This window comes from Nocardioides marmotae, from assembly GCF_013177455.1.
Lineage (GTDB): Bacteria > Actinomycetota > Actinomycetes > Propionibacteriales > Nocardioidaceae > Nocardioides > Nocardioides marmotae.
This window is the reverse complement of record NZ_CP053660.1, coordinates 4,340,901-4,360,033: the sequence shown is the minus strand read 5'-3', so window position 1 is coordinate 4,360,033 and position 19,133 is coordinate 4,340,901. Positions and strand designations below refer to the sequence as shown.

Below are 19,133 nucleotides of genomic sequence, written 5' to 3'. Positions count from 1 at the left end.
GTCCACAGGAGGTGGAGACCGCTTTGCGTGCCTACGAAGTCATGGTCATCCTCGACCCCAGCCTCGACGAGCGGACCATCGCGCCCTCGCTCGACAAGTACCTCAACGTCATCCGCAACGACGGCGGTGCCGTCGAGTCGGTCGACGTCTGGGGACGTCGTCGCCTCGCCTATGAGGTGAAGAAGAACGCCGAGGGCATCTACGCGGTGATCTCGCTCAACGCCGAGCCGGCGACGGTCAAGGAGTTCGACCGTCAGCTCACGCTCAACGAGTCCATCCTGCGCACCAAGGTCATCCGGCCCGACGCCCGCTGAGCTCCCCGGAGCCCGGTGGGAGTCGTCCCCTGTGGATGACCCCTTCCCGCTGTCGGCGGCCTCGGCCACGATGTGCGGGATCGCAGACACGACTCTGACCAGCAGCACCAAGCCAAGGAGACCCTCATGGCAGGCGAGACCGTCATCACGGTGGTCGGCAACCTCGTCGACGACCCGGAGCTGCGCTTCACCCCCTCGGGTGCGGCCGTGGCGAACTTCCGGATCGCGTCGACGCCGCGCACCTTCGACAAGCAGACCAACGAGTGGAAGGACGGCGACGCGCTGTTCCTCTCCTGCTCGGTCTGGCGTCAGGCCGCGGAGAACGTCGCCGAGTCCCTCCAGCGCGGCATGCGTGTCGTCGTGCAGGGCCGCCTGAAGTCCCGCCAGTACGAGACCCGTGAGGGCGAGAAGCGGACCGTCTTCGAGATCGAGGTCGAAGAGGTCGGTCCGTCGCTGAAGTACGCCACGGCCAAGGTCACCCGCGCCCAGCGCTCGGGTGGCGGCGGCGGTGGCGGCGGGTTCTCCGGCGGTGGGGGCGGCGCCCCCTCCGGCGGTGGCGACGACCCGTGGGCCACCCCGGCACCCGCCCAGGGTGGCGGCGGCCAGGGCGGGTACGGCGGTCGCGGTGGCGGCCAGGGCGGTTCCGGAGGCGGTGCCCCTCAGGGTGGCGGCGCTCCCGCGAACGACCCCTGGGGCGCTCCCGGCGTGGGCTCCGACGAGCCCCCGTTCTGACCGTTCGGAACGTTCCGTCCGCGGGCTCCTCGGCTCACCGGCTGGTCCAGCACCACCCACTCACGCACATCCCTCAACCATTCCGCCCCTGCCCGCCTCGCGGCGGCGCCGGGTCGGGCTTCTAGAAAGGAAGCACCACAATGGCCAAGGCAGTGATGCGCAAGCCCAAGAAGAAGGTTTGCCAGTTCTGCAAGGAGAAGGCGACCGGTGTCGACTACAAGGACACCACCCTGCTCCGCAAGTTCATCTCGGACCGCGGCAAGATCCGCGCCCGTCGGGTGACCGGCAACTGCGTCCAGCACCAGCGCGACGTGGCCACGGCTGTGAAGAACGCCCGTGAGGTCGCCCTGCTGCCCTACACCTCGACCGGTCGCTGAGAGGAGCGGGAACGATGAAGCTCATCCTGACCCAGGAGGTCACCGGTCTCGGTGGCCCCGGTGACGTCGTCGAGGTGAAGGACGGCTACGGCCGCAACTACCTCGTCCCCCGTGGCGTCGCGATCCGTTGGACGCGCGGCGCCGAGAAGACCGTCGAGTCGATCAAGGCTGCCCGCGCCACCCGCGCGGTCCGCGACCTCGGCCACGCCGAGGAGATCAAGACCAAGCTCGAGGCCAACAGCGTGGCCGTCAAGGTCCGCGCCGGTGCCGGCGGCCGCCTCTTCGGCGCCGTCACGACCGCCGAGATCGCCGAGGCCCTCCAGGCCAGCTCCGGCGAGGCGGTCGACAAGCGCACGATCGCGATCAAGAACCCGATCCGCGCGCTCGGCAACCACGAGATCTCGGTCCGGCTGCACGACGAGGTGTCCGCCACGGTGGCCCTCAACGTCATCCCGGCCTGATCCCCCGCTGCCGTTCGGCAGCACCAGCACCACCCCACCGGGGCCGTCCCTCTCGTCGAGGGGCGGCCCCGGTGGCTTTTTCGGCACGGCTCTCGGGGTAGTCACGGACGTTTCTGTCCGTCCCGGGGGTAGTCACGGACGTTCCTGCCCGTGACTACCCCGACGACACCGACACGGACCCCGGATCCGGCCCGGCGTACGTGCCGGGGTCAGTGGGCGAGGACGGCGTCGATCCGGACCGTCTCGCCGCGGCCGATCTTCTTGGCGCGCACCTGGATGGTGCCGCTGACCAGCGGGTCGAACTGGTTGCGGATCTGGTAGACGTGGAAGCGCTTGTACGTCGGCGCCTTGAGGTTGACCGTGCGCCAGATGCTCTGCCCGATCTTGACCTGGACCTTGCCGAGCTTGGGGCCGCGCGGGGCGATGAGCCGCAGCTCGCGGACGTTCTTGCCCGGCATCGAGACGACGGAGCCGACCTTGGTGGTCTGCAGGAAGTCGTTGCCGAAGTACCCGCCCTGGCGGACGGTCTTCCAGCCGCTGCCCTTGCGGGCGGTCAGGTTGCGCGGCACGGAGAAGGTGAGGACCGCCGGCGTGGGGTCGACGTTGCCGGCCGCGTCGCGGGCGGTGGCCTCGAAGCGCTGGTCGCCCGGGGGCAGGCTGCGCAGGTCGGTGGTGCCGGGCGAGCAGGGCACGGGCGCCTGGTTGAGCGTGCAGCTGAAGCCGAGCGGGCTGCGCTCCTGGCTGCCGCTCGCGCCGAGGACGACCTGGAGGGTGCGCGAGGTGACCATCGGCCAGTCGGGGTTCTCCTCGTCGACCAGGCCGTTGACCCGGACCGAGCCCGCCGGCGCGACGGTGTCGACGCGGACGGCGACGGTGGCCGGGGCCGAGACGTCGTCGACGTCGGTCTCCGCGGCCTGGCAGCCCAGTCCGCAGAAGGAGCGGGGGTCCCGGGCGGCGTCGCCGGTGTCGACCGCGCGGACGCGGAAGGTGTAGGGCTGGGCCTCGGTCTCGGCCAGGTCGGCGTAGGACTGCTTCCAGACCTTGGCAGCGGCGTCGTAGGTGCCGCACGCGGTCCAGGTGGTCGGGACGGTGCTGCTCGCGAAGAACTGGCACTCGAAGCCGAGCGGGTCGAGGTCGGCGTCGGTGTGCCGGCCGGTGAAGGCGAAGGTCAGCTGCTTGCTGCTGACCCAGTTCTGGGCCGTCTGCGGCGTGGGCGTGTCGGTCACGGCCGCGTCGACGACGGGCGGGGCCTCGTCGTCGCAGGTGCGGCCCAGCAGCCCCGGGAGCGTCTGGTCGGTGACGGCCTCGCTCAGGCAGCCGGGCTCGGCCACCGCGGGGGCGGCGGCGGGTCCGGTGACGGTGACGACCGAGGCGAGCAGCGCGGCCGCGGGCAGGGCGACGAGTGCACGCAGACGTCGGGGTGTGGGCATGGGGGACTCCCTCTCTCTCCTGCCGGGGACAACGCGCGGGGGGTCCTGAGGCTATGGACCCGAGAGGTCGGCTGCAGGACTTTGCCCCGATCGCCCGGCCGTCGACGGCGCGCCGGCCCAGGCCCGGCCGGAGCAGGCGAAGAGCTGCCAGATCACGAAGAGGAGCGTGAGGACCGCGAGGGCCGCCGCCGCGGTGGCGAGCGCCTCGACGCCGGCGCCCAGCACCAGCACCGGCAGCGCGGCGACGACGGCGGTCAGGGTCACCGCCAGCCGCAGGCGGCGCGCGGCCGGGAGGTCCGCGGCTGCGGTCGCCCGCGCGGCCAGCACGTGGCACAGCAGCCCGACGAACCCGAGCTGCGGAAGGGTCAGCGCCCAGGCGAGGGAGGCGTCGACGTCCTCGAGCGCCTCGGCCACGGCGGGCACCCACAGCGGCACCGCGACCAGGCCGGCGAGCGCGGCGAGCCCCAGCAGCACGGTGCGCCGCTCGAGGTCGGCGGGGAACCGGGCGACCCCCACCAGCACGAGCACCCAGCCCAGGGGGTCCGGCAACCCGTCGTACTCGCCGAAGCGGGCGGTGAGACCGACGACGAGCAGTCCCATGGCGACGGACTGCAGCGGTTTCACGGGGTCAGGCTACGGACGCCGGTGACCAGCCAGGCGTCGCCGCGCGCGCGGTGGACCAGCACGACGAGGCGGGCGCCCATGAAGACCACGCCGAAGACCACCCACACCACGACCAGCCCGCCGCCCAGCAGGGCGACGGCGAGCACCGCGGGGGCGTGGAGGAGGAGGACGAGCAGGCCGGCCCGGGCGAGGTAGAGGCCGTCCCCGGCGCCGATGAGCACGCCGTCGAGGACGAAGACCACGCCGGCGATCGGCTGGGCCAGCGCCGCCACGACGAGCACCGGCACGAGCAGGTCGCGGACCGCGGCGTCCGCGGTGAACAGCGGCCCGAGGAGGGGGCTGGCGGCGGCGAGCAGCAGGCCGGTGACGATGCCGCTGACGATGCCCCAGCGGACCATCCGGTCGGTGACGGCCCGGGCCGCGGCGGCGTCTCCCGCGCCGAGGTGGCGGCCGGTGATGGCCTGGGCGGCGATGGCGATCGCGTCGAGCACGAAGGCGAGGAAGGTCCACAGCGTCAACGCCAGCTGGTGGGTCGCGAGGTCGATCTCCTGGTCCCGGCCGGTGGCGCCGATCGTGACGGCGTACGTCGTGACGAGCAGGGCCGCGCGCAGGGTCAGGGTCCGTACGACGAGGGCGACGCCGGCGCGCCCGGCGGCCCGGATCCCGCGTACGTCGGGCGCGAGCCGAGCCCCCTCGCGGCGGGCGCCGCGGACCACCACGGCCAGCAGCGCGACCGCGCTCGCGACCTGCGCGAGCACCGACCCGATCGCCGAGCCGGCCAGGCCCAGGCCACCCCAGGAGCCGACGCCGTAGACGAGGGTGACGTTGAGGACGACGTTGAGCAGGTTGCCGGCCACGGCGACGACGAGCGGGGTCCGGGTGTCCTGCAGGCCGCGGAGCACCCCGGTGGTGGCGAGCATGACCAGCAGCGGGGTCGTGCCGAGGAAGGCGATGCGCAGGTAGGTCACGGCGTGCTCGGTGACGGCCGGGCTGGGGCCGAACAGGCCGACCAGCGGCTCGGTGAGCGCGACCCCGGCGACGGTTACCAGGACGCCGATGAGCACCGCGAGCCACACGCCGTCGATGCCCTGGGTCAGCGCGCCGCGCGTGTCGCCCGCGCCGAGGTGGCGAGCGACGGCCGCGGTGGTGCCGTAGGCGAGGAACACGCACAGGCCGACCGCCGTCTGGAGCACCGCGCCGGCGACGCCGAGACCCGCCAGCTCCGGCGTGCCGAGGTGCCCGACCACCGCGGCGTCGGCCAGGAGGAACATCGGCTCGGCGACCAGGGCGAGGAAGGCGGGGAAGGCCAGGCGCAGGATGTCGCGGTCCAGGGCCGCGTCCTCGGGTCGACGCACCCGCGGAGCATAGTCCGGGTAAGAGGCAATCAGTGGTGCTGGCCCCTACGTGGGTAGCCCGCGGAGGGCGGTGGATAACCCCGGGTTGTCTGTGGAAACCACGGGGTCGGAGCGCTTTGTCGACAAACCGGCCGATGTCATCGGCGTGTCGCGGAGGCGAACGGAATCCGTGCCCAACTGATTTCGCTCCACATGTCCGATCGCGCGTTTCCGCAGGTCAGCGCGGTGCTTCGCGTCCGGTGGCCTAGTTCGTCCACAGGCTGGTCCCCATGCTGTGCACAGTCCGAGGCACGTCGTCCACGGGTTCACCCCGGTTATCCCCAGGACCTGTGGACAAGGTGGTGTCGCCGGACCGGCTCCGCCACGTACGGTCCTGGGGTCGCGGACCGATGTCGGTGGCCCTCCCTAGCGTCGGGGAGGAGCCGGCCCGGACCGTCGGGCGCCGGCGCTGCAGGACCGGTACACGAGCGGAGGAGGGCCCAGTGAGCATCGCCGAGTCGGACACCAGGGACGTCCCCGAGCCGCCGTTCGAGGAGTGGGGCGACGGCCCGGCGCCGTACGCCCCCGGCGAGCGGCCCTCCACCCCCGGTGACCGCACCCCGCCGCAGGACATGGCGGCCGAGCAGTCGGTGCTCGGCGCGATGCTCATCTCCAAGGACGCGATCGCCGACGTCACCGAGGTGCTGCGCGGTCCCGACTTCTACCGCCCCTCGCACGAGACGATCTACGACGCGATCATCGACCTGTTCGGCCGGGGCGAGCCCGTCGACATGATCACCATCGCCGCCGAGCTCCAGCGCAAGGGCGAGCTCCAGCGCATCGGCGGCGCGCCGTACCTCCACACCCTCTCGGCCAACGTGCCGATCGCGGCGAACGCGGCCTACTACGCCGAGATCGTCCGGGAGAAGGCGATCCTGCGGCGCCTGGTCGACGCGGGCACCAAGATCGTGCAGATCGGCTACGCCGGCGAGGGCCACGTCGACGACGTGGTGGACCGGGCGCAGGCGGAGATCTACCAGATCACCGACCGCCGCTCGAGCGAGGACTACGTCCCGCTGTCGGACATCATGGACGGCGTCCTCGACGAGATCGAGGCGATCAGCAACCGGGAGGCCGGCCTCTACGGCGTGCCGACCGGCTTCGCCGACCTCGACGACCTGACCAACGGTCTGCACTCGGGCCAGATGATCATCGTCGCGGCGCGTCCGGCCATGGGCAAGTCGACCCTGGCGCTGGACTTCTGCCGGGCCGCCTCGATCCACAACAACCTCACGAGCTGCTTCTTCAGCCTGGAGATGACGCGCTCGGAGATCACCATGCGTCTGCTCTCGGCCGAGGCGAAGGTGCCGCTGAACCACATCCGCAACGGCAACATGAACGACGACGACTGGGCGAAGCTGGCCCGGAAGATGGGCGAGGTCTCCTCGGCGCCGATCTTCATCGACGACAGCCCGAACATGACGATGATGGAGATCCGCGCGAAGGCGCGGCGGCTCAAGCAGCGCCACGACCTCAAGCTGATGGTCATCGACTACCTCCAGCTGATGACCTCGGGCCGCAAGGTCGAGTCGCGCCAGCTGGAGGTCTCGGAGTTCTCCCGGCAGATCAAGCTGCTGGCCAAGGAGCTCGAGATCCCGATCATCGCGCTCTCCCAGCTCAACCGTGGTCCCGAGCAGCGCGGCGACAAGCGGCCGATGATGAGCGACCTGCGTGAGTCCGGCTCGATCGAGCAGGACGCCGACATGGTCGTCCTGCTGCACCGCGACGACGTCTACGAGAAGGAGTCGACCCGCCCCGGCGAGGCCGACCTCATCGTCGCCAAGCACCGCAACGGCCCCACCCGCGACATCACCGTCGCCTTCCAGGGCCACTACTCGCGCTTCGTCGACATGGCGCACTGACCTGGTCGGTGCCGACAAGGGTCGAGCCTGAAATGCGGCCTCGAATCTGAAAGATCTCCAGTCCGCCGTCCGCGCGCCTCTTTCAGGCTGGATCGAACCGACCGGCCCGCCGAGCGTCGCGGACGCGCAGTCGTCCCGCGCGGCGTCGGTGCGGACCCCAGGTCGTCGATCGGCACCACTGGGCTCGTGGTGGGCGGGGGTGCGATCGGGATGGTTGTCGAGCGTTGCAGCGTCGGCTGGTCTTGTTGGTCGGTCTATGTCCTTCGGTGGAAGGCGACCTTCCCGTCGGGCAGGTGGGTGGTCTCGTACGCGGGGTCGTGGATCCGGGCGTGGTGTCTGGGGCAGAGGTTGCGGGCGTTGGCGAGGTCGGTCGTGCCGCCTCTGGACCAGGGGTGGTCGTGGTGGGCGTGGCAGAGGTGGGCTGGCCAGTCGCAGCCGTCGGCGGTGCAGGCGGGTTGGGCGAGGTTGAGGCCGCGGCGTTGGGCGCCGGAGAAGAGTCGGGTCTTGCGGCCGAGGTCGAGCAGCTCGGACCTCGTGCCGAGGACGGCGGGGATGAGGCCTGCTTCGCAGGCGAGGCGGCGGGCGGTGGCGGCGGAGATGACGCCCCCGTCGTCGAGCACTCCGGGCGCGAGGCCACCCACCAGCGAGTCGACGTCGATCGTCACCACGACGGTGGCGTTGAGGCCGCCGAGCTTGGGGAGCTGGTCGGTGGGGAGGTGTTCGAGGAGCTCGCAGAACGCATCGCCCATCCGCTCGGGCGAAGGGCGCCGCTCGACCTGATCGATCTGATCCGCCTCGGGATCCTTGGTCGCGGCCTGGTGCTTCGGGGCGGCGAACGCCAGCAGCGTCTTGTGCAGCATCGCCGCGTGGAGCTCGGGGATGGAGAACTTCCCGCGCACCGACCCCTTCCCGTCCGGGCACATCGTCAGCCAGGCGTTCGCGCGCGCCTCCCGCTCCTCACGTTCGAGGGCTCGGGCGTCACGGGCCTCGCCGATCTCGGGCGCGACGACGGTGAGGACGTGCTTGGCGAGCACCGCCAACGTCTTCGGGTCCAGGTGGGCCGCTTCGGCGAGCAGGTGCTGCTCGGCGCGCGCGGGGATCGTCGGATCCTCCAGGTCGTCGGGCAGCCGATCCACGCAGGCGGTGATCACGCGGGCGTGGTCGACGCTGATCGCGCCCTCGACCAACGCGGCCGCGGACGGCTCGTGCCGGTCGAGGGACTCCGCCAGCCGCGCCCGCCCCTTCGCGACCCGTCTTTCCTGCCGGGTCCGGTGGGCCCACCACGACGCCGTGTCGGTGGCCCCGGCTCGTTCGCCGGCGTGCCGGCGGTCGGCCTCGGCGACCAGCCGCAGCTCGAGCGCCTCGGCCTGAGCACGCAACCGGGACGCCTCGACGAGGGTCGCTTCGACGTCCTCATCGGACATCGACCACAGCTCAGCGGTCGCCGCTGCGCGGGTCTTCTTCCGGGACTTCGCGACAGCACGGCACACCGTGTGTGCGTGGTGTCGCGAGTCCTTGGCCATGGGTCTACTCAAGCACCGACCACCGACAGTCAGACCGGCGTTTCCCCAGGTCAGACCGCATATTGAGACACGACTTCGACGAGTCTCAGAGCCGGCCCCGCGACCCCGGCAGCCCACCCACCGCGAGCCGGGAGGCGACCGCAACCACGCGCCGTACCTCTCCCATAGCTGCCCCCACCGCAACCACCCACGACCCGCAGGCCATGATCGAGCCCACCGGGTCGCACGACGCTCGCCGAGGGGCCCACAACTGGACGACCACCCCGCCCGAACGGCTAGCGTCCCGACGTGGAGCATTTCCTGCTGGGAGACCTCGTCGTGGTGCGCGACGACGACGAGGTCGTCCCGTTCGACGACGAGCGGCCTCCGGACACTGTGCTGGGTGGGGTGCCGGCGAAGGCGGTGGCGCAGTTCCGCGTCGCGGACAGGCGCTGCCTCGCCGGGGTCGCCGACGGCGCCGCTGCGGAGACGGTCGGGCCCCAGGCCGGGCCCGGCCGCGACCTGCGGGGACATGTCCCGGACCGGGTGACGCTGGGCGCCACGTCGTTCGACCTGTGGCAGCTGCCGGAGTGGCACGTGGCCCGCCACACCGTTCTCCACCTGGTGCTGGTAGCCCGCGGTGAGCTGCTGGACAAGCGCGAGGCGCATCGCCTCCTGCTCGGCACGCTCGACGTGGAGCGGGACGGCGTACATGTCCTCCCCGACTCGATGGGCACGTTCGGCGGTGAAGGCCTCATCCAGTGCGCAGCCCAGTTCCGTGGCCACCTGACCGGGTTGACGGTGACCGTCGGCCACGAGGCGCCCGGGCCTGACCGCTGAGCTGTACCCGCGACAGGGACGTGCGCCGACGCGCCGGTCCGGGATTTCCCCCCAAATCGGTGACGCGGGGGCCATGCCTGGGTCGCGAGGCTGGGCGTCATGAGGTCAGGCGGGGGCGGGAGAGCGCGACGGGCGCTCGTGGGTGCCGTGGTTATCGGTGTCGCCGGCCTGACCTCGTGTGCCTCGGGCGGTGCGGCGGTCAGGGACGCGGACGGCGGCACGAGGATCCAGGCGGACTTCTACGCATCCGAGCACGGCGTCCGGGTCGGGATCAAGGTCGGCTATCCCGAGTCGCGGGAGGTCACCGACGCGCGGCTGAGCACCGGGGAGGAGTCCGTGCACGCGTCGCTGTACCCGCTGGACGGCACGGATCCGGATCGGGAGCCCGCGAGCGTGAGTCTCGCGCCCGGGGACCAGGTGCTGATCGAAGGCGTGCTGCTCGTCCCCTGCGCTGGTCCCGGCACCACACCGGTCTTCGAGGTCGTCTCGGAGTCGCAGGGGGCCGAACGCACCGATTACTTCACACCGGCCAACCTCGAGACCTACGAGCAAGCCGTCGCCGAGTGGTGCGCACGCCCGCTGACGATGAACGTCACCGGGGCGACGGTCACGCCGGACGGTGACTACGAGCTCCGGGTCGAGCTCAGCAACCCCGGCCCCGAGCCGGTGACGGTGACCTCGGCCGAGGTCTCGTCCGGCTCCTCGACCTGGCAAGAGACGACGGTGACGGTGCCTGCGGGGACCATCGAGCCGATGGTCATCAGGGGACACGGCCCTCCCGAGTGCGCGGCGACGCCGCCGTGGGAATCGGGGCACGTGCGCGCGGACGGCGAGATCATCCGTCCTGCGTCGGACGGATGGTGTTGACGCATCGGCGTGGAGCCCACCGCGTGTCGCCGTCGCCCTCCGGGCATGAGGCGACACGAGACTGACCGCATGAAGCTCCTCCTGCTGGGTCTGGGTCTCGGCGTCGTCGTCGCCGCGGGGTGTTCGCCAGCCGGTTCTCCGTCGTCGGCAGACTGCTCGGCGCAGATCCGCGTGGCAGATGTCGTGTACACCTCGCACGGGTCGACCAGCCGGGACGCCACCCGCCACGGAAGAGCCGACGAGGCGCAGTGTCACGACATCGGACCCGACGCCGGCGGTTCGGTGTTCGCCGACGACCCCGCACAGGTGCGCACCTGGACCTTCGAGGGCTACTCGCCGGACGAGGTCCTCGGCGTCAAGTACGGCACGAACGGGTTCGGGGTCTTCGTCGCCGACACGGTGCAGCCCGATCAACGCGAGCGCATCTACGCAGAACTGTCCGGCGAGGAGCCCTGAGGCACCCGGCTCGGCAGGAGCGGGCGAACCGCGACTCCGCTCGCTCGGCCCTGATGGGCCGAGCCGCCGCTAGCCTCGCCGCACGATGACCGACCAGCCGCCGCACGACCAGCCGCTCGGGTCCCCGTCCGCCTCGACGCCGGACGGCGCCGGAGCCCGGGAGACCGACTACGGGTACTTCGACAGGTGGCGCACTCGCGGTTGGCGGCTCGCGGTCGCCGTGGGGGTCCCCGCGGGCTTCCTCTCCGGCCTGCTGGCCGACTGCGGCGGCCAGCCCGACAACCGCGAGGAGTACGACGAGCACACCTGCGCCTGGGTGGCCCGGGAGGCCGCCGGGCAGCAGCTCGGGGGACCGGGGGAGCAGCCCGCGCTGCTGCGCCTCGTCGACATCACCACCCTCTCCGACTGGCGCACCTCCTGGTTCGAGGCCGAGGCCGATGCCGACGGCCGCCGCCTGGTCCTGGAGTGCGGTGGGGTCGGCGTCCTCGACAACGGGCAGGAGCAGCGCCTGCGGGTCCAGCTGCACGACGTCAGCGGCCAGGACGAGCCGTACGTCCGCATCGAGCCGGCGGGCCCGCGGATCCGGTCCTTCCGCTAGGCCCGCCGGGCCGCGGCCCCCGCCGTACGCTGAGGACGTGGCGACCGCGTCGGCACCGAGCCGCGCCGGGCGGCTGCTGAACGTCGGCCGGCGTCGCTTCGGCGCGTGGCAGCCCACGTGGTCCTGGGCCGCGGACGCCCTGCGGTCCTTCGTCACCTCCTTCCTGGCCCTCGCCGCGACGTTCTGGCTGCTCCCGGGCGACCAGGCCGACGACCGGCTGGAGACGCTGGCCCTCCTCGCCGGCCTCGTGCTGGTCCTCGGCGCGGTGCTGCGCCCGCTCCTGAGCCGGCTCACCGTGCTCACCGGGACCGTCGGGCTGCTGCTGGTCGGCCTGCTCGCGCAGGCGGTGGTGCTCGGGGCGGCACTGCTGCTGATCCCGTCGGCCGACCCGTTCAGCCCCGGGGAGCTCCTGGTCGCCTCCTGGGCGGCGACGCTCGTGGCGGCGGTCGTGAACTGGCTCTTCGACGCCAGCAGCGACGAGGCGTTCTTCGGCCAGCTGCTCCGCCAGTCCGTACGCCGCACCCGCGACGCCGGTGCGGACGGCCCGGGGCTGCTGGTGGTCCAGCTCGACGGGGTCAGCCTCCCGGTGGTCCAGCAGGCGATCGCGGCCGGCACGATGCCGGCGGTGTCGCGGTGGCTGCGCTCGGGCAGCCACGAGCTGCGCGGCTGGCACACCGGCCTGCCCGCCACGACGCCGGCGGGCCAGGCGGTGATCCTGCACGGCGACGTACATGCCGTCCCGGGGTTCCGGTGGCTCGACAAGGAGACCGGCCGGCTGCTGGTCATGCACAGCCCCGCCGACGCCGCGCAGGTCGAGCACAAGATGAGCGACGGCCGCGGGCTGCTGGCCGACGGCGGCACCGGCGTGTCGAACCTGTTCACCGGCGACGCGCCGACGCCGCTGCTCACCCTCAGCGCGGGGCGGCTGCCCGGCCACGACCCCGGCAGCGCGTCGTACGCCGCCAGCCGGTTCGGCCTGGTGCGCTCCCTGGGCCTCTTCCTCGGCCAGGTGGTCACCGAGCTCTACCAGGCGCGGCGGCAACGGGTCCGTGACGTGGTGCCGCGGGTCCACCGGGGCGCCGGCTTCGTCGCGATGCGGGGGCTGACCACGGCGGTGCTCCGCGACCTCGACGTGACGATCCTGGCCGACCAGATGAGCCGCGGGACGCCGGTGATCTACGTCGACTTCGTCGACTACGACGAGGTCGCCCACCACGCCGGCCCCACCCGCCCGGAGTCGCTGACCACCCTGTCCGGGCTGGACGGCATGCTGGACTTCCTCGACCAGGTCTCCCGCGAGGTCGGCCGGCGCTACGAGATCGCCCTGGTCTCCGACCACGGCCAGGCCCAGGGCTCGACGTTCCGCCAGCTGGCCGGGGAGAGCATCGAGGAGGTCGTCCAGCGCCTGGCCGAGGAGCACGCCGCGGCCCCGGGCCGGCCGGGCGAGGGCTGGCTCGCGGCGAACCTGCTGCTCGCCGGCGCCCCGGCGGACCGACGCGCCGTCACCCGGGCCGCGCGCTCGCTGGCCGGCGGGGAGCCGGACGCCGAGCAGAGCGTCACCTCCGACGAGCCGGGGCTGCTGGTCGCGGCCTCGGGGAGCCTGGCCCACGTCTACCGCAGCGACCTGCCGGGCCGGTTGACCCGCGAGCAGCTCGACGCCCTGCACCCGGGCCTGGTCGGCGGCCTGGCCGACCACCCCCAGGTCGGGCTGGTGCTCACCCGGCGCGCCGACGGCGCGGTCGTGGTCGACGGCGGCGGGGGTGGCTGGCGGGTGCTGGGCGGCCCGGCCGGCCCAGCCGATCCGGCCAACGCGGAAGGCGCCGGTCCGGACCCCGTCGCCGGCTACGGTCCGCGCGCCGAGGCCGACCTGCTCCAGCTCTCCACCCGCGACCACGTCGGCGACCTCGTGCTCCTCGGGGCCCACGACCCGGCGCTGGGCGAGGTGGTCGCCTTCGAGGAGCTCGTCGGCTCCCACGGCGGGCTGGGCGGCCCGCAGACCGAGGCGCTCCTGGTGCACCCCCGGGAGTGGGACGTCCCCGGCGCCCCCGGCGACGTCCTCGACGGCCCGGGGCTGCACGCGACGCTGGTCGGCCGGCTCGACCGGCTCGGGCTGCGCCGGTGACCGCCCTCGCCGTGACCTGGTGGGGCCACGCCTCGGCGACCGTCGAGCTCGCCGGGCTCCGCGTGGCCACCGACCCCTTGCACGTCCGGCGGCTGCTCCACCTGGTCCGGCACGGCCCGCTGCCGGCCGCCCCGGCGTACGTCGCGGACCTGGTGGTCCTCTCCCACCTGCACCTGGACCACCTGCACGTGCCGACGCTGCGGCGGATGGCGCCCGGCTCGGTGGTCCTGGTGCCGCGCGGCGGGGAGTCGCTGGTGCCGCCGGGGCACGACGTGCGCCCGGTCGTGCCGGGCGAGGAGGTCGTGGCCGCCGGAGCGCGGGTGCAGGTGCTGCCGGCCGACCACGACGGCCGCCGGCTGCCCGGGTCGAGCCTGCGCGGCCCGGCGCTCGGCTTCCGGATCGAGCACCGGGAGGTGTCGCTGTGGTACCCCGGCGACACCGGCCCGCGGCAGGACCTCGCCGGCGTCGGCGCCGTCGACCTGGCCCTCGTGCCCGTCGGCGGCTGGGGCCCGACCCTGGGGGCCGGGCACCTGGACCCGGACCAGGCCGCCGCCGCGGTGACCGAGGTCGGCGCGCGGTGGGCGGTGCCGGTGCACTGGGGGACCTTCTGGCCGGCCGGGCTGCGACGGCTGGACCGGCGCACCCACGAGCGGCTGTTCATCACCCCGGGGGCGCGGTTCGCCGCGGCGCTGGGCCCGGGCCCGCCGGCCCCGGTCGTGCTCGCCCCGGGCGAGCGGGTGCAGCTGTGAGCGAGCCGCCGCTGTGAGAGAGCGGGCGCCCTCAGTACGCCGCGTTCAGCACGCCGTAGCCCAGGCTCAGCACCGCCGTGGCCGCCGCGGCGGTGCCGAGCACCGCTGCCACCGCGGTGGGGGTCCGCAGGTGCCGCGCGGTGCCGCCGACCAGCGCCGCTGCGGCGATCAGGCACAGCACCCAGTAGACCGGGCTGGTCGTCTCGCCGACGACGGTCAGCCCATAGACCCCGTCCGCGACCAGCACGCCCGCGAGCGCCCCCGCGCCGAGGGCGGCCGGGACGACGCGGCGGCCGACCATCGCGGCGGCCGCCGCGCCGACGACCGGGCCCGCGACGACCCCGACCGCGCCCCAGAACGTCGGGTCGTAGACGAGGCCGCGCAGCTCGGAGGCGACGGTGTAGCCGAGCACCAGCGCGACGAACGAGACCACCCCGAGCACCGCGCCCCCGCCCAGCGAGGGCCGGACCGCCGCGACCAGGAGGACGGTCAGCAGCGTCCACCCCGAGGGGGAGTTGGCGAAGGAGCCCAGCGCGTCGGGCAGCAGTCCCTGGGCCCACGAGGTCGCGCCGCCCAGCGCGAGGCTGGCGGCGACGACGGCGAGGGCGGCCGGGACGGGGCGGGTGAGCACGGGATGGGCGGTGGGGGTCACGCCCCGATCGTCGCGGCTCGCAGCCCGCGGCACACCCGGTCCGGCCGCACGCGGTACCCAGGTCCCACGAGCTCGGTACCCGAGGACGAGGGACGCCCCGACGGCCGGCCGCCCCACTGTGACTCCGTGTGACCCCGTGTGACCCAGACTGACTCAGTGTGACCCGGCTCACCCCTAAGGAGGGGTCGGCGAGGTTTGCCAAGGGGCGGGCCGGACGAGGCTCGAAGGGTCGAACCCCCTACCCCACGAGGATGCTCATGCGACGTACGCCCACCCGTTCCACCTCCGCCCGCCTGGCCGTCGCCGGCCTGGCGTCGTTCGCGCTGCTGGGCCTGACGGCCTGCTCCGACGACGCCGACGACGAGGCGACCGACGAGCCGACCTCGCAGCCCAGCGAGCCTGCGGCCAGCGAGACGCCCGCGGAGGAGCCGGTCGCCGAGGAGGAGGAGGGCGAGACGGCCGCGTCGGGCGACCAGCCGGACTGGGCCGAGCCGCTGACCACGCCCGGCGAGAAGATCGCGACCATCGAGGCCGGCGACATCAGCATCGACGTGCACCAGGTCGGGACGACCAAGGCGACCAAGACCGGCCAGTTCGTCGACCCCGAGAAGAACAAGCCGATCATCGCCGAGGGCGACGAGATCGTCTTCGTCAACTACGTGGCCACCAACAACGGCGAGGACATCGACCTGGGCTCGAGCCTGGTCTCGGTGGAGGCGCGGTACGACGACTGGCCCTACATGCAGGGCATGGACTCGATCGTCGACGACACGCTCTTCGAGCAGATGGAGGTCAACGACGGCGCGCTCGCGGTGGGCGCCTTCCGCGACCCGTCGGTCTACACCCTCGGCGCCGGCCAGCAGATCTCCTGGGGCGAGAACTTCCTCTACCAGAAGGGCTCCCCGATCACCTTCGAGGTGACGATCGTCCCCGTCGACGCCGAGGGCGAGCTGCTCCACGACGACCGGATCGAGGGCACGGGCACCGCGAAGATCTCCTGATCGGGCCCTCCAAGCGGCGCCTAGGATGAGCGGCATGGCGAAGAAGACGTGGTCGGACCTGAGCCCGGGGCAGCAGCGGGCCGTCGTGGTGGCCGGTGCGGTCGAGACCGTGCTGACCGGCCTGGCCCTGGCCGACCTGGCCAAGCGCCCGGCCGACCAGGTCCGCGGCCCCAAGGGGCTCTGGCTCCTCGCCGCCTTCGTCCAGCCCGTCGGGCCGCTGGCCTACCTCACCCTCGGTCGCCGCTGACCCGGACGACCCACCCACCGCACGACCCACCCACTGCAGGGCTCCCGCGCCGGGAGCCCTGCAGTGGCACGGGATCGGACGCGGGGTCGGCCACGGGGACAGGCCACGGGGACGGCGCGAGATCACTACCCTGCGGGCCATGCGCCGCCGACCCGCTGCCGCCTCCGTGACCGGGGCCCTCCCCACCGTTCTGCTGCTCGTGCTCGCCGCCGGCTGCTCCGGCGGGAGCGCGGAGCCCGAGGCGGACGCCGAGCCGACCGCGGCTGCGTCCGCCGAGCCGTCCGCGACGGGCGGGACCGCCCCGCCGGTGACCTCCTCGCCGAGCGCCACCGACATCTCCGATCTGGTCGCCGGCCTGCCGCCGTGCTCCGAGGTGTGGGTGGACGGCGCGACGCTGCCCGCGGACTACGCCGGGTGCAAGGAGGCCGGCGGCGGCATCGACCTCGGCGTGGTGCTCGAGTGCGCCGACGGGGCCGGCCTGGCGGCGTACCACGACCGGCTCTGGGCCCGCCTCGGCGGCGAGATCACCGACTCCGGCGGGGGTGGCATCGCCCAGGACCCGGAGTACGCCGCCGACGTCACCGCCTGCCAGGGCTGACCCCGTCTGCTCGCCCGCCTGCCCGGCGCGGGCGGGACCGGCGTCGCTGCGCTCAAGGTCACATACCGACGGTCTGTCGCCGTCGAGACTGTTGAACTACGTTCAACAGCATGCGCCAGCGCCTCGCCACCGCCCTCGTCTCGATCGCCGGGCTGGCGATCACCGGGGCCTCCCTCAGCGTCCCGGCCGAGGCCGCGCCGATCACGGCCCCGGCGCCTGCACCCGCCGCGAAGGCCGCGCCCGCGAAGCTCGCCAAGGCCGCGAAGGCCGCGAAGGTCGCCAACCGATCGGTCGTCTTCGACCTGCGCAACCTCAACCAGACCTCGGCGCTGTGCCTTCCGGGCGGCGGGGCGCACCTGGTGCGCGGCCGCCTCGTCGGCCCCCGCCGCGACGTCAACGACGCCCCCGGCCGGCTGCGGGTCAACGTGCTGGTCCACGACGCCGGCACCGGCGGGTGGTTCTGGAACCTGCGGCAGGCGCCCCGCTTCGACTACGCCACCCAGTTGGCCCGCCGCGGGGAGACCTCGCTGGTCCTCGACCGCCTCGGCTACGACCGCAGCCCGCTGGCCAACGGCAACGCCACCTGCCTCGGCGCGCAGGCCACGATGCTCCACCAGGTCGTCCAGCACCTCTACTCCGGCAGCTACGGGTTCGCCGACCGGCGCGGCGAGGACGACCAGCCGCCGCACGCCACCCACGTCGTCCTCCACGGCCACGGGACGGGCGCGACCGTCGCCCAGCTCGAGGCCGCGGAGTTCGCCGACGTCGCCGGGCTGGTGCTGATGTCCGCGCCGACGGCCGGCCCCTCGACGCTGGCGCTGCGCGAGGGCGCCGAGCAGCTCGGCCGCTGCCTCGGCGGCGGGGGCTACGCGGCGTACGGCGCGACCCCGGCGCGGTTCCGCGAGCTCCTCTTCGCCTCCGCGCCCGCGAAGGTACGTCGCCTGGCGACCGCCCGGCGCAACCCGACCCCGTGCGGCGACGTGTCCAGCCTGCTCGGCGCGGTCGGGTCGGCGGCCCTCTCGGCCGGCGGGGTCGACGTGCCGGTGCTGGTGCTCTCCGGCGAGCGCGACGCCCGGGCCGGTGCCCTGGACCAGCGGGCCGCGGAGTCGATGTACTCCCGCAGCGAGCGGGTCGTCGCGCGCACCGTGCCCGGCGCCGGCAGCGCGCTGCCGCTGGAGGCCGGCGCGCCGTCGGTCCGCTCGACGGTGCTGCGCTTCCTCTCCGGCGTGCGCCCGACCCTCTAGCCCGACCCGCTAGATCGTCCCTCGAGCAGTGCGGCCGGCGCGCCACTCCTCGGCGAGGATCGCGTAGGCGTAGCTGTCCAGCCATCGCCCGGAGCGGTGCAGCGCGTCGGCGACGGTGTGGCTCTCCCGGCGCATCCCGAGGCGCTCCATGATCCGCCAGGACGCGGTGTTCTCGGCGAAGCAGCCGGCGGTGACCCGGCGCAGGCCGAGGTCCTCGAAGCAGATCCGCAGCAGCTCGGCGGCGGCCTCGGTCGCGTAGCCGTGCCCGGTGTGGTCGGGGTGGAGGACCCACCCGAGCTCGGCCTGGACGGCCAGCCCGCGCTCGGCGACCTCCGCCTGCGCCCAGGCGTCGGTGAGCCGCAGCATCAGGTCGCCGATGACCTGGCCGTCGCGCTCGACGACGAGCAGGTGGTCGAGCCGCTCGGGGCGGTCGAAGTCGGCGACGTACGTCTCCCGGTCGGGTGGGCTGCTGGTGAGCCACTCGTGGCTCGCGGGGTGGTGCCGCACCTCCCACACCGCTTCGGCGTCGGCCGGGGTGACCCGGCGCAGCAGCAGCCGCTCGGTGCGGCAGGGCCAGGCGACCGCGGACAGGTCGACCGGCGGGCGGGCCGGCGCGGGCTCAGCCACGCGACCGACGACCGAGCAGGCCGCCACCCCACAGCGCCCACAGGACGAGCAGGGGCTGGAAGAACAGCCGCACGAGCCGCTTGGTGTCGGTGTCGAGGCCGAAGGCGTCGGTGCCCTCGACGTACTGCGCGATGTTGCCGGGGAAGATCACGACGTAGAAGGCCGCGAGCAGCGCGCCGACGAGGCGCTGGTGGCGCGGCAGCGCGACGAACGCCGCGCCGAGGCCGATCTCCACGACCCCGGAGCCCAGCACCGTGAGGTCCTCGTCGACGGGGAACCAGTCGGGCACCTGGGCCTGGAACTCCTGGCGCTGCGTGGTCAGGTGGAGCACCCCCGCGCCGACCATGATCGAGCCGAGGGCGACACGGGCGGCCGTGCGGGCGAGCGACATGCAGCGAGGTTACCGACGCGGGGTGAGACGCGGGCTGAGGTGGGA

Annotated in this window: 22 protein-coding genes; 15 read left to right on the top strand and 7 right to left on the bottom strand. The window is 73.5% G+C overall.

What is annotated here, in order from left to right; all coding sequences use genetic code 11:
• The first annotated feature begins 23 nt into the window (after nt 1–23).
• The 4 genes from rpsF to rplI all read left to right on the top strand — a co-directional run bounded on the left by rpsF (nt 24) and on the right by rplI (nt 1,884).
• The gene (rpsF, locus tag HPC71_RS20685) at nt 24–314 is read left to right on the top strand and encodes a 30S ribosomal protein S6 (protein ID WP_154612376.1); all 291 of its coding nucleotides are present in this window, start codon (nt 24–26) and stop codon (nt 312–314) included.
• A 126-nt stretch (nt 315–440) separates the two neighbouring features.
• A complete protein-coding gene (locus HPC71_RS20680; protein ID WP_154612377.1) occupies nt 441–1,046 on the top strand; it encodes a single-stranded DNA-binding protein in 606 nt (201 codons plus the stop codon).
• A 140-nt stretch (nt 1,047–1,186) separates the two neighbouring features.
• Nucleotides 1,187–1,423, top strand: a complete 237-nt coding sequence (gene rpsR, locus HPC71_RS20675) for a 30S ribosomal protein S18 (protein ID WP_154612378.1) — start codon at nt 1,187–1,189, stop codon at nt 1,421–1,423.
• Nucleotides 1,424–1,437: 14 nt separating this feature from the next.
• Nucleotides 1,438–1,884 carry a 50S ribosomal protein L9 gene (gene rplI / locus HPC71_RS20670; protein ID WP_154612379.1) on the top strand — a complete coding sequence of 149 codons (447 nt, stop codon included), beginning with the start codon at nt 1,438–1,440 and terminating at the stop codon, nt 1,882–1,884.
• Between the two features lie 209 nt (nt 1,885–2,093).
• Here the strand turns inward: rplI and HPC71_RS20665 are convergent, their stop codons facing one another.
• Genes HPC71_RS20665 through HPC71_RS20655 form a run of 3 tightly spaced genes read right to left on the bottom strand, consistent with a single transcriptional unit; the run spans nt 2,094 to nt 5,293 of the window.
• Nucleotides 2,094–3,314, bottom strand: a complete 1,221-nt coding sequence (locus HPC71_RS20665) for a hypothetical protein (RefSeq protein WP_154616063.1) — start codon at nt 3,312–3,314, stop codon at nt 2,094–2,096.
• 51 nt (nt 3,315–3,365) lie between these two features.
• Nucleotides 3,366–3,938 (bottom strand): hypothetical protein, encoded by a 573-nt coding sequence (locus HPC71_RS20660; protein ID WP_154616065.1) that lies wholly within the window; start codon nt 3,936–3,938, stop codon nt 3,366–3,368.
• Nucleotides 3,935–5,293, bottom strand: coding sequence for an MATE family efflux transporter (locus tag HPC71_RS20655; protein ID WP_253943827.1), 1,359 nt, complete (start codon nt 5,291–5,293; stop codon nt 3,935–3,937). Before HPC71_RS20655 ends, HPC71_RS20660 begins: the two co-directional genes overlap by 4 nt.
• A gap of 482 nt (nt 5,294–5,775) precedes the next feature.
• On the opposite strand from HPC71_RS20655, the gene dnaB reads away from it, so the two are divergent.
• On the top strand, nt 5,776–7,194 hold the full coding sequence (dnaB, locus tag HPC71_RS20650) for a replicative DNA helicase (protein ID WP_216656497.1): 1,419 nt from the start codon (nt 5,776–5,778) through the stop codon (nt 7,192–7,194).
• Between the two features lie 254 nt (nt 7,195–7,448).
• On the opposite strand, the gene HPC71_RS20645 is transcribed toward dnaB, so the two are convergent.
• Complete coding sequence (locus HPC71_RS20645; RefSeq protein WP_154616067.1) at nt 7,449–8,717, bottom strand: HNH endonuclease signature motif containing protein; 1,269 nt, start codon at nt 8,715–8,717, stop codon at nt 7,449–7,451.
• Between the two features lie 288 nt (nt 8,718–9,005).
• Between HPC71_RS20645 and HPC71_RS20640 the strand changes: the two genes are divergently transcribed.
• The 6 genes from HPC71_RS20640 to HPC71_RS20615 all read left to right on the top strand — a co-directional run bounded on the left by HPC71_RS20640 (nt 9,006) and on the right by HPC71_RS20615 (nt 14,328).
• Nucleotides 9,006–9,536 carry a hypothetical protein gene (locus HPC71_RS20640; protein ID WP_154616069.1) on the top strand — a complete coding sequence of 177 codons (531 nt, stop codon included), beginning with the start codon at nt 9,006–9,008 and terminating at the stop codon, nt 9,534–9,536.
• A 138-nt stretch (nt 9,537–9,674) separates the two neighbouring features.
• Nucleotides 9,675–10,403 carry a hypothetical protein gene (locus HPC71_RS20635; protein ID WP_171897137.1) on the top strand — a complete coding sequence of 243 codons (729 nt, stop codon included), beginning with the start codon at nt 9,675–9,677 and terminating at the stop codon, nt 10,401–10,403.
• Between the two features lie 69 nt (nt 10,404–10,472).
• Nucleotides 10,473–10,859 carry a DUF6281 family protein gene (locus tag HPC71_RS20630; protein WP_154616073.1) on the top strand — a complete coding sequence of 129 codons (387 nt, stop codon included), beginning with the start codon at nt 10,473–10,475 and terminating at the stop codon, nt 10,857–10,859.
• 85 nt (nt 10,860–10,944) lie between these two features.
• Complete coding sequence (locus HPC71_RS20625) at nt 10,945–11,457, top strand: hypothetical protein (protein ID WP_171897136.1); 513 nt, start codon at nt 10,945–10,947, stop codon at nt 11,455–11,457.
• A gap of 37 nt (nt 11,458–11,494) precedes the next feature.
• A complete protein-coding gene (locus HPC71_RS20620; RefSeq protein ID WP_171897134.1) occupies nt 11,495–13,579 on the top strand; it encodes an alkaline phosphatase family protein in 2,085 nt (694 codons plus the stop codon).
• The gene (locus tag HPC71_RS20615) at nt 13,576–14,328 is read left to right on the top strand and encodes an MBL fold metallo-hydrolase (protein ID WP_154616077.1); all 753 of its coding nucleotides are present in this window, start codon (nt 13,576–13,578) and stop codon (nt 14,326–14,328) included. Before HPC71_RS20620 ends, HPC71_RS20615 begins: the two co-directional genes overlap by 4 nt.
• Nucleotides 14,329–14,359: 31 nt before the next feature.
• On the opposite strand, the gene HPC71_RS20610 is transcribed toward HPC71_RS20615, so the two are convergent.
• Complete coding sequence (locus tag HPC71_RS20610) at nt 14,360–14,980, bottom strand: DUF6518 family protein (protein WP_195849531.1); 621 nt, start codon at nt 14,978–14,980, stop codon at nt 14,360–14,362.
• 257 nt (nt 14,981–15,237) lie between these two features.
• On the opposite strand from HPC71_RS20610, the gene HPC71_RS20605 reads away from it, so the two are divergent.
• The 4 genes from HPC71_RS20605 to HPC71_RS20590 all read left to right on the top strand — a co-directional run bounded on the left by HPC71_RS20605 (nt 15,238) and on the right by HPC71_RS20590 (nt 18,070).
• Nucleotides 15,238–15,981, top strand: coding sequence for a hypothetical protein (locus HPC71_RS20605; protein WP_154612390.1), 744 nt, complete (start codon nt 15,238–15,240; stop codon nt 15,979–15,981).
• Nucleotides 15,982–16,015: 34 nt separating this feature from the next.
• Nucleotides 16,016–16,228 carry a PLD nuclease N-terminal domain-containing protein gene (locus tag HPC71_RS20600; RefSeq protein WP_154612391.1) on the top strand — a complete coding sequence of 71 codons (213 nt, stop codon included), beginning with the start codon at nt 16,016–16,018 and terminating at the stop codon, nt 16,226–16,228.
• 139 nt (nt 16,229–16,367) lie between these two features.
• A complete protein-coding gene (locus HPC71_RS20595) occupies nt 16,368–16,826 on the top strand; it encodes a hypothetical protein (protein WP_154616079.1) in 459 nt (152 codons plus the stop codon).
• Nucleotides 16,827–16,936: 110 nt separating this feature from the next.
• Complete coding sequence (locus tag HPC71_RS20590) at nt 16,937–18,070, top strand: alpha/beta hydrolase (RefSeq protein ID WP_154616081.1); 1,134 nt, start codon at nt 16,937–16,939, stop codon at nt 18,068–18,070.
• Nucleotides 18,071–18,079: 9 nt separating this feature from the next.
• On the opposite strand, the gene HPC71_RS20585 is transcribed toward HPC71_RS20590, so the two are convergent.
• Nucleotides 18,080–18,697, bottom strand: coding sequence for a GNAT family N-acetyltransferase (locus HPC71_RS20585; RefSeq protein WP_171897132.1), 618 nt, complete (start codon nt 18,695–18,697; stop codon nt 18,080–18,082).
• Nucleotides 18,690–19,088, bottom strand: a complete 399-nt coding sequence (locus tag HPC71_RS20580) for a DoxX family protein (RefSeq protein WP_154612394.1) — start codon at nt 19,086–19,088, stop codon at nt 18,690–18,692. Before HPC71_RS20580 ends, HPC71_RS20585 begins: the two co-directional genes overlap by 8 nt.
• Nucleotides 19,089–19,133: the final 45 nt, after the last annotated feature.

Excerpts from the sequence above, each read along its gene's own strand:
- HPC71_RS20665 (WP_154616063.1), bottom strand. The coding sequence starts at position 3,314 with ATGCCCACACCCCGACGTCTGCGTGCACTCGTCGCCCTGCCCGCGGCC.
- HPC71_RS20580 (WP_154612394.1), bottom strand. The coding sequence starts at position 19,088 with ATGTCGCTCGCCCGCACGGCCGCCCGTGTCGCCCTCGGCTCGATCATG.
- rplI (WP_154612379.1), top strand. The coding sequence starts at position 1,438 with ATGAAGCTCATCCTGACCCAGGAGGTCACCGGTCTCGGTGGCCCCGGT.
- HPC71_RS20590 (WP_154616081.1), top strand. The coding sequence starts at position 16,937 with ATGCGCCAGCGCCTCGCCACCGCCCTCGTCTCGATCGCCGGGCTGGCG.
- rpsR (WP_154612378.1), top strand. The coding sequence starts at position 1,187 with ATGGCCAAGGCAGTGATGCGCAAGCCCAAGAAGAAGGTTTGCCAGTTC.
- HPC71_RS20595 (WP_154616079.1), top strand. The coding sequence starts at position 16,368 with ATGCGCCGCCGACCCGCTGCCGCCTCCGTGACCGGGGCCCTCCCCACC.
- HPC71_RS20625 (WP_171897136.1), top strand. The coding sequence starts at position 10,945 with ATGACCGACCAGCCGCCGCACGACCAGCCGCTCGGGTCCCCGTCCGCC.
- HPC71_RS20600 (WP_154612391.1), top strand. The coding sequence starts at position 16,016 with ATGGCGAAGAAGACGTGGTCGGACCTGAGCCCGGGGCAGCAGCGGGCC.
- HPC71_RS20645 (WP_154616067.1), bottom strand. The coding sequence starts at position 8,717 with ATGGCCAAGGACTCGCGACACCACGCACACACGGTGTGCCGTGCTGTC.
- HPC71_RS20680 (WP_154612377.1), top strand. The coding sequence starts at position 441 with ATGGCAGGCGAGACCGTCATCACGGTGGTCGGCAACCTCGTCGACGAC.
- HPC71_RS20630 (WP_154616073.1), top strand. The coding sequence starts at position 10,473 with ATGAAGCTCCTCCTGCTGGGTCTGGGTCTCGGCGTCGTCGTCGCCGCG.
- HPC71_RS20605 (WP_154612390.1), top strand. The coding sequence starts at position 15,238 with ATGCGACGTACGCCCACCCGTTCCACCTCCGCCCGCCTGGCCGTCGCC.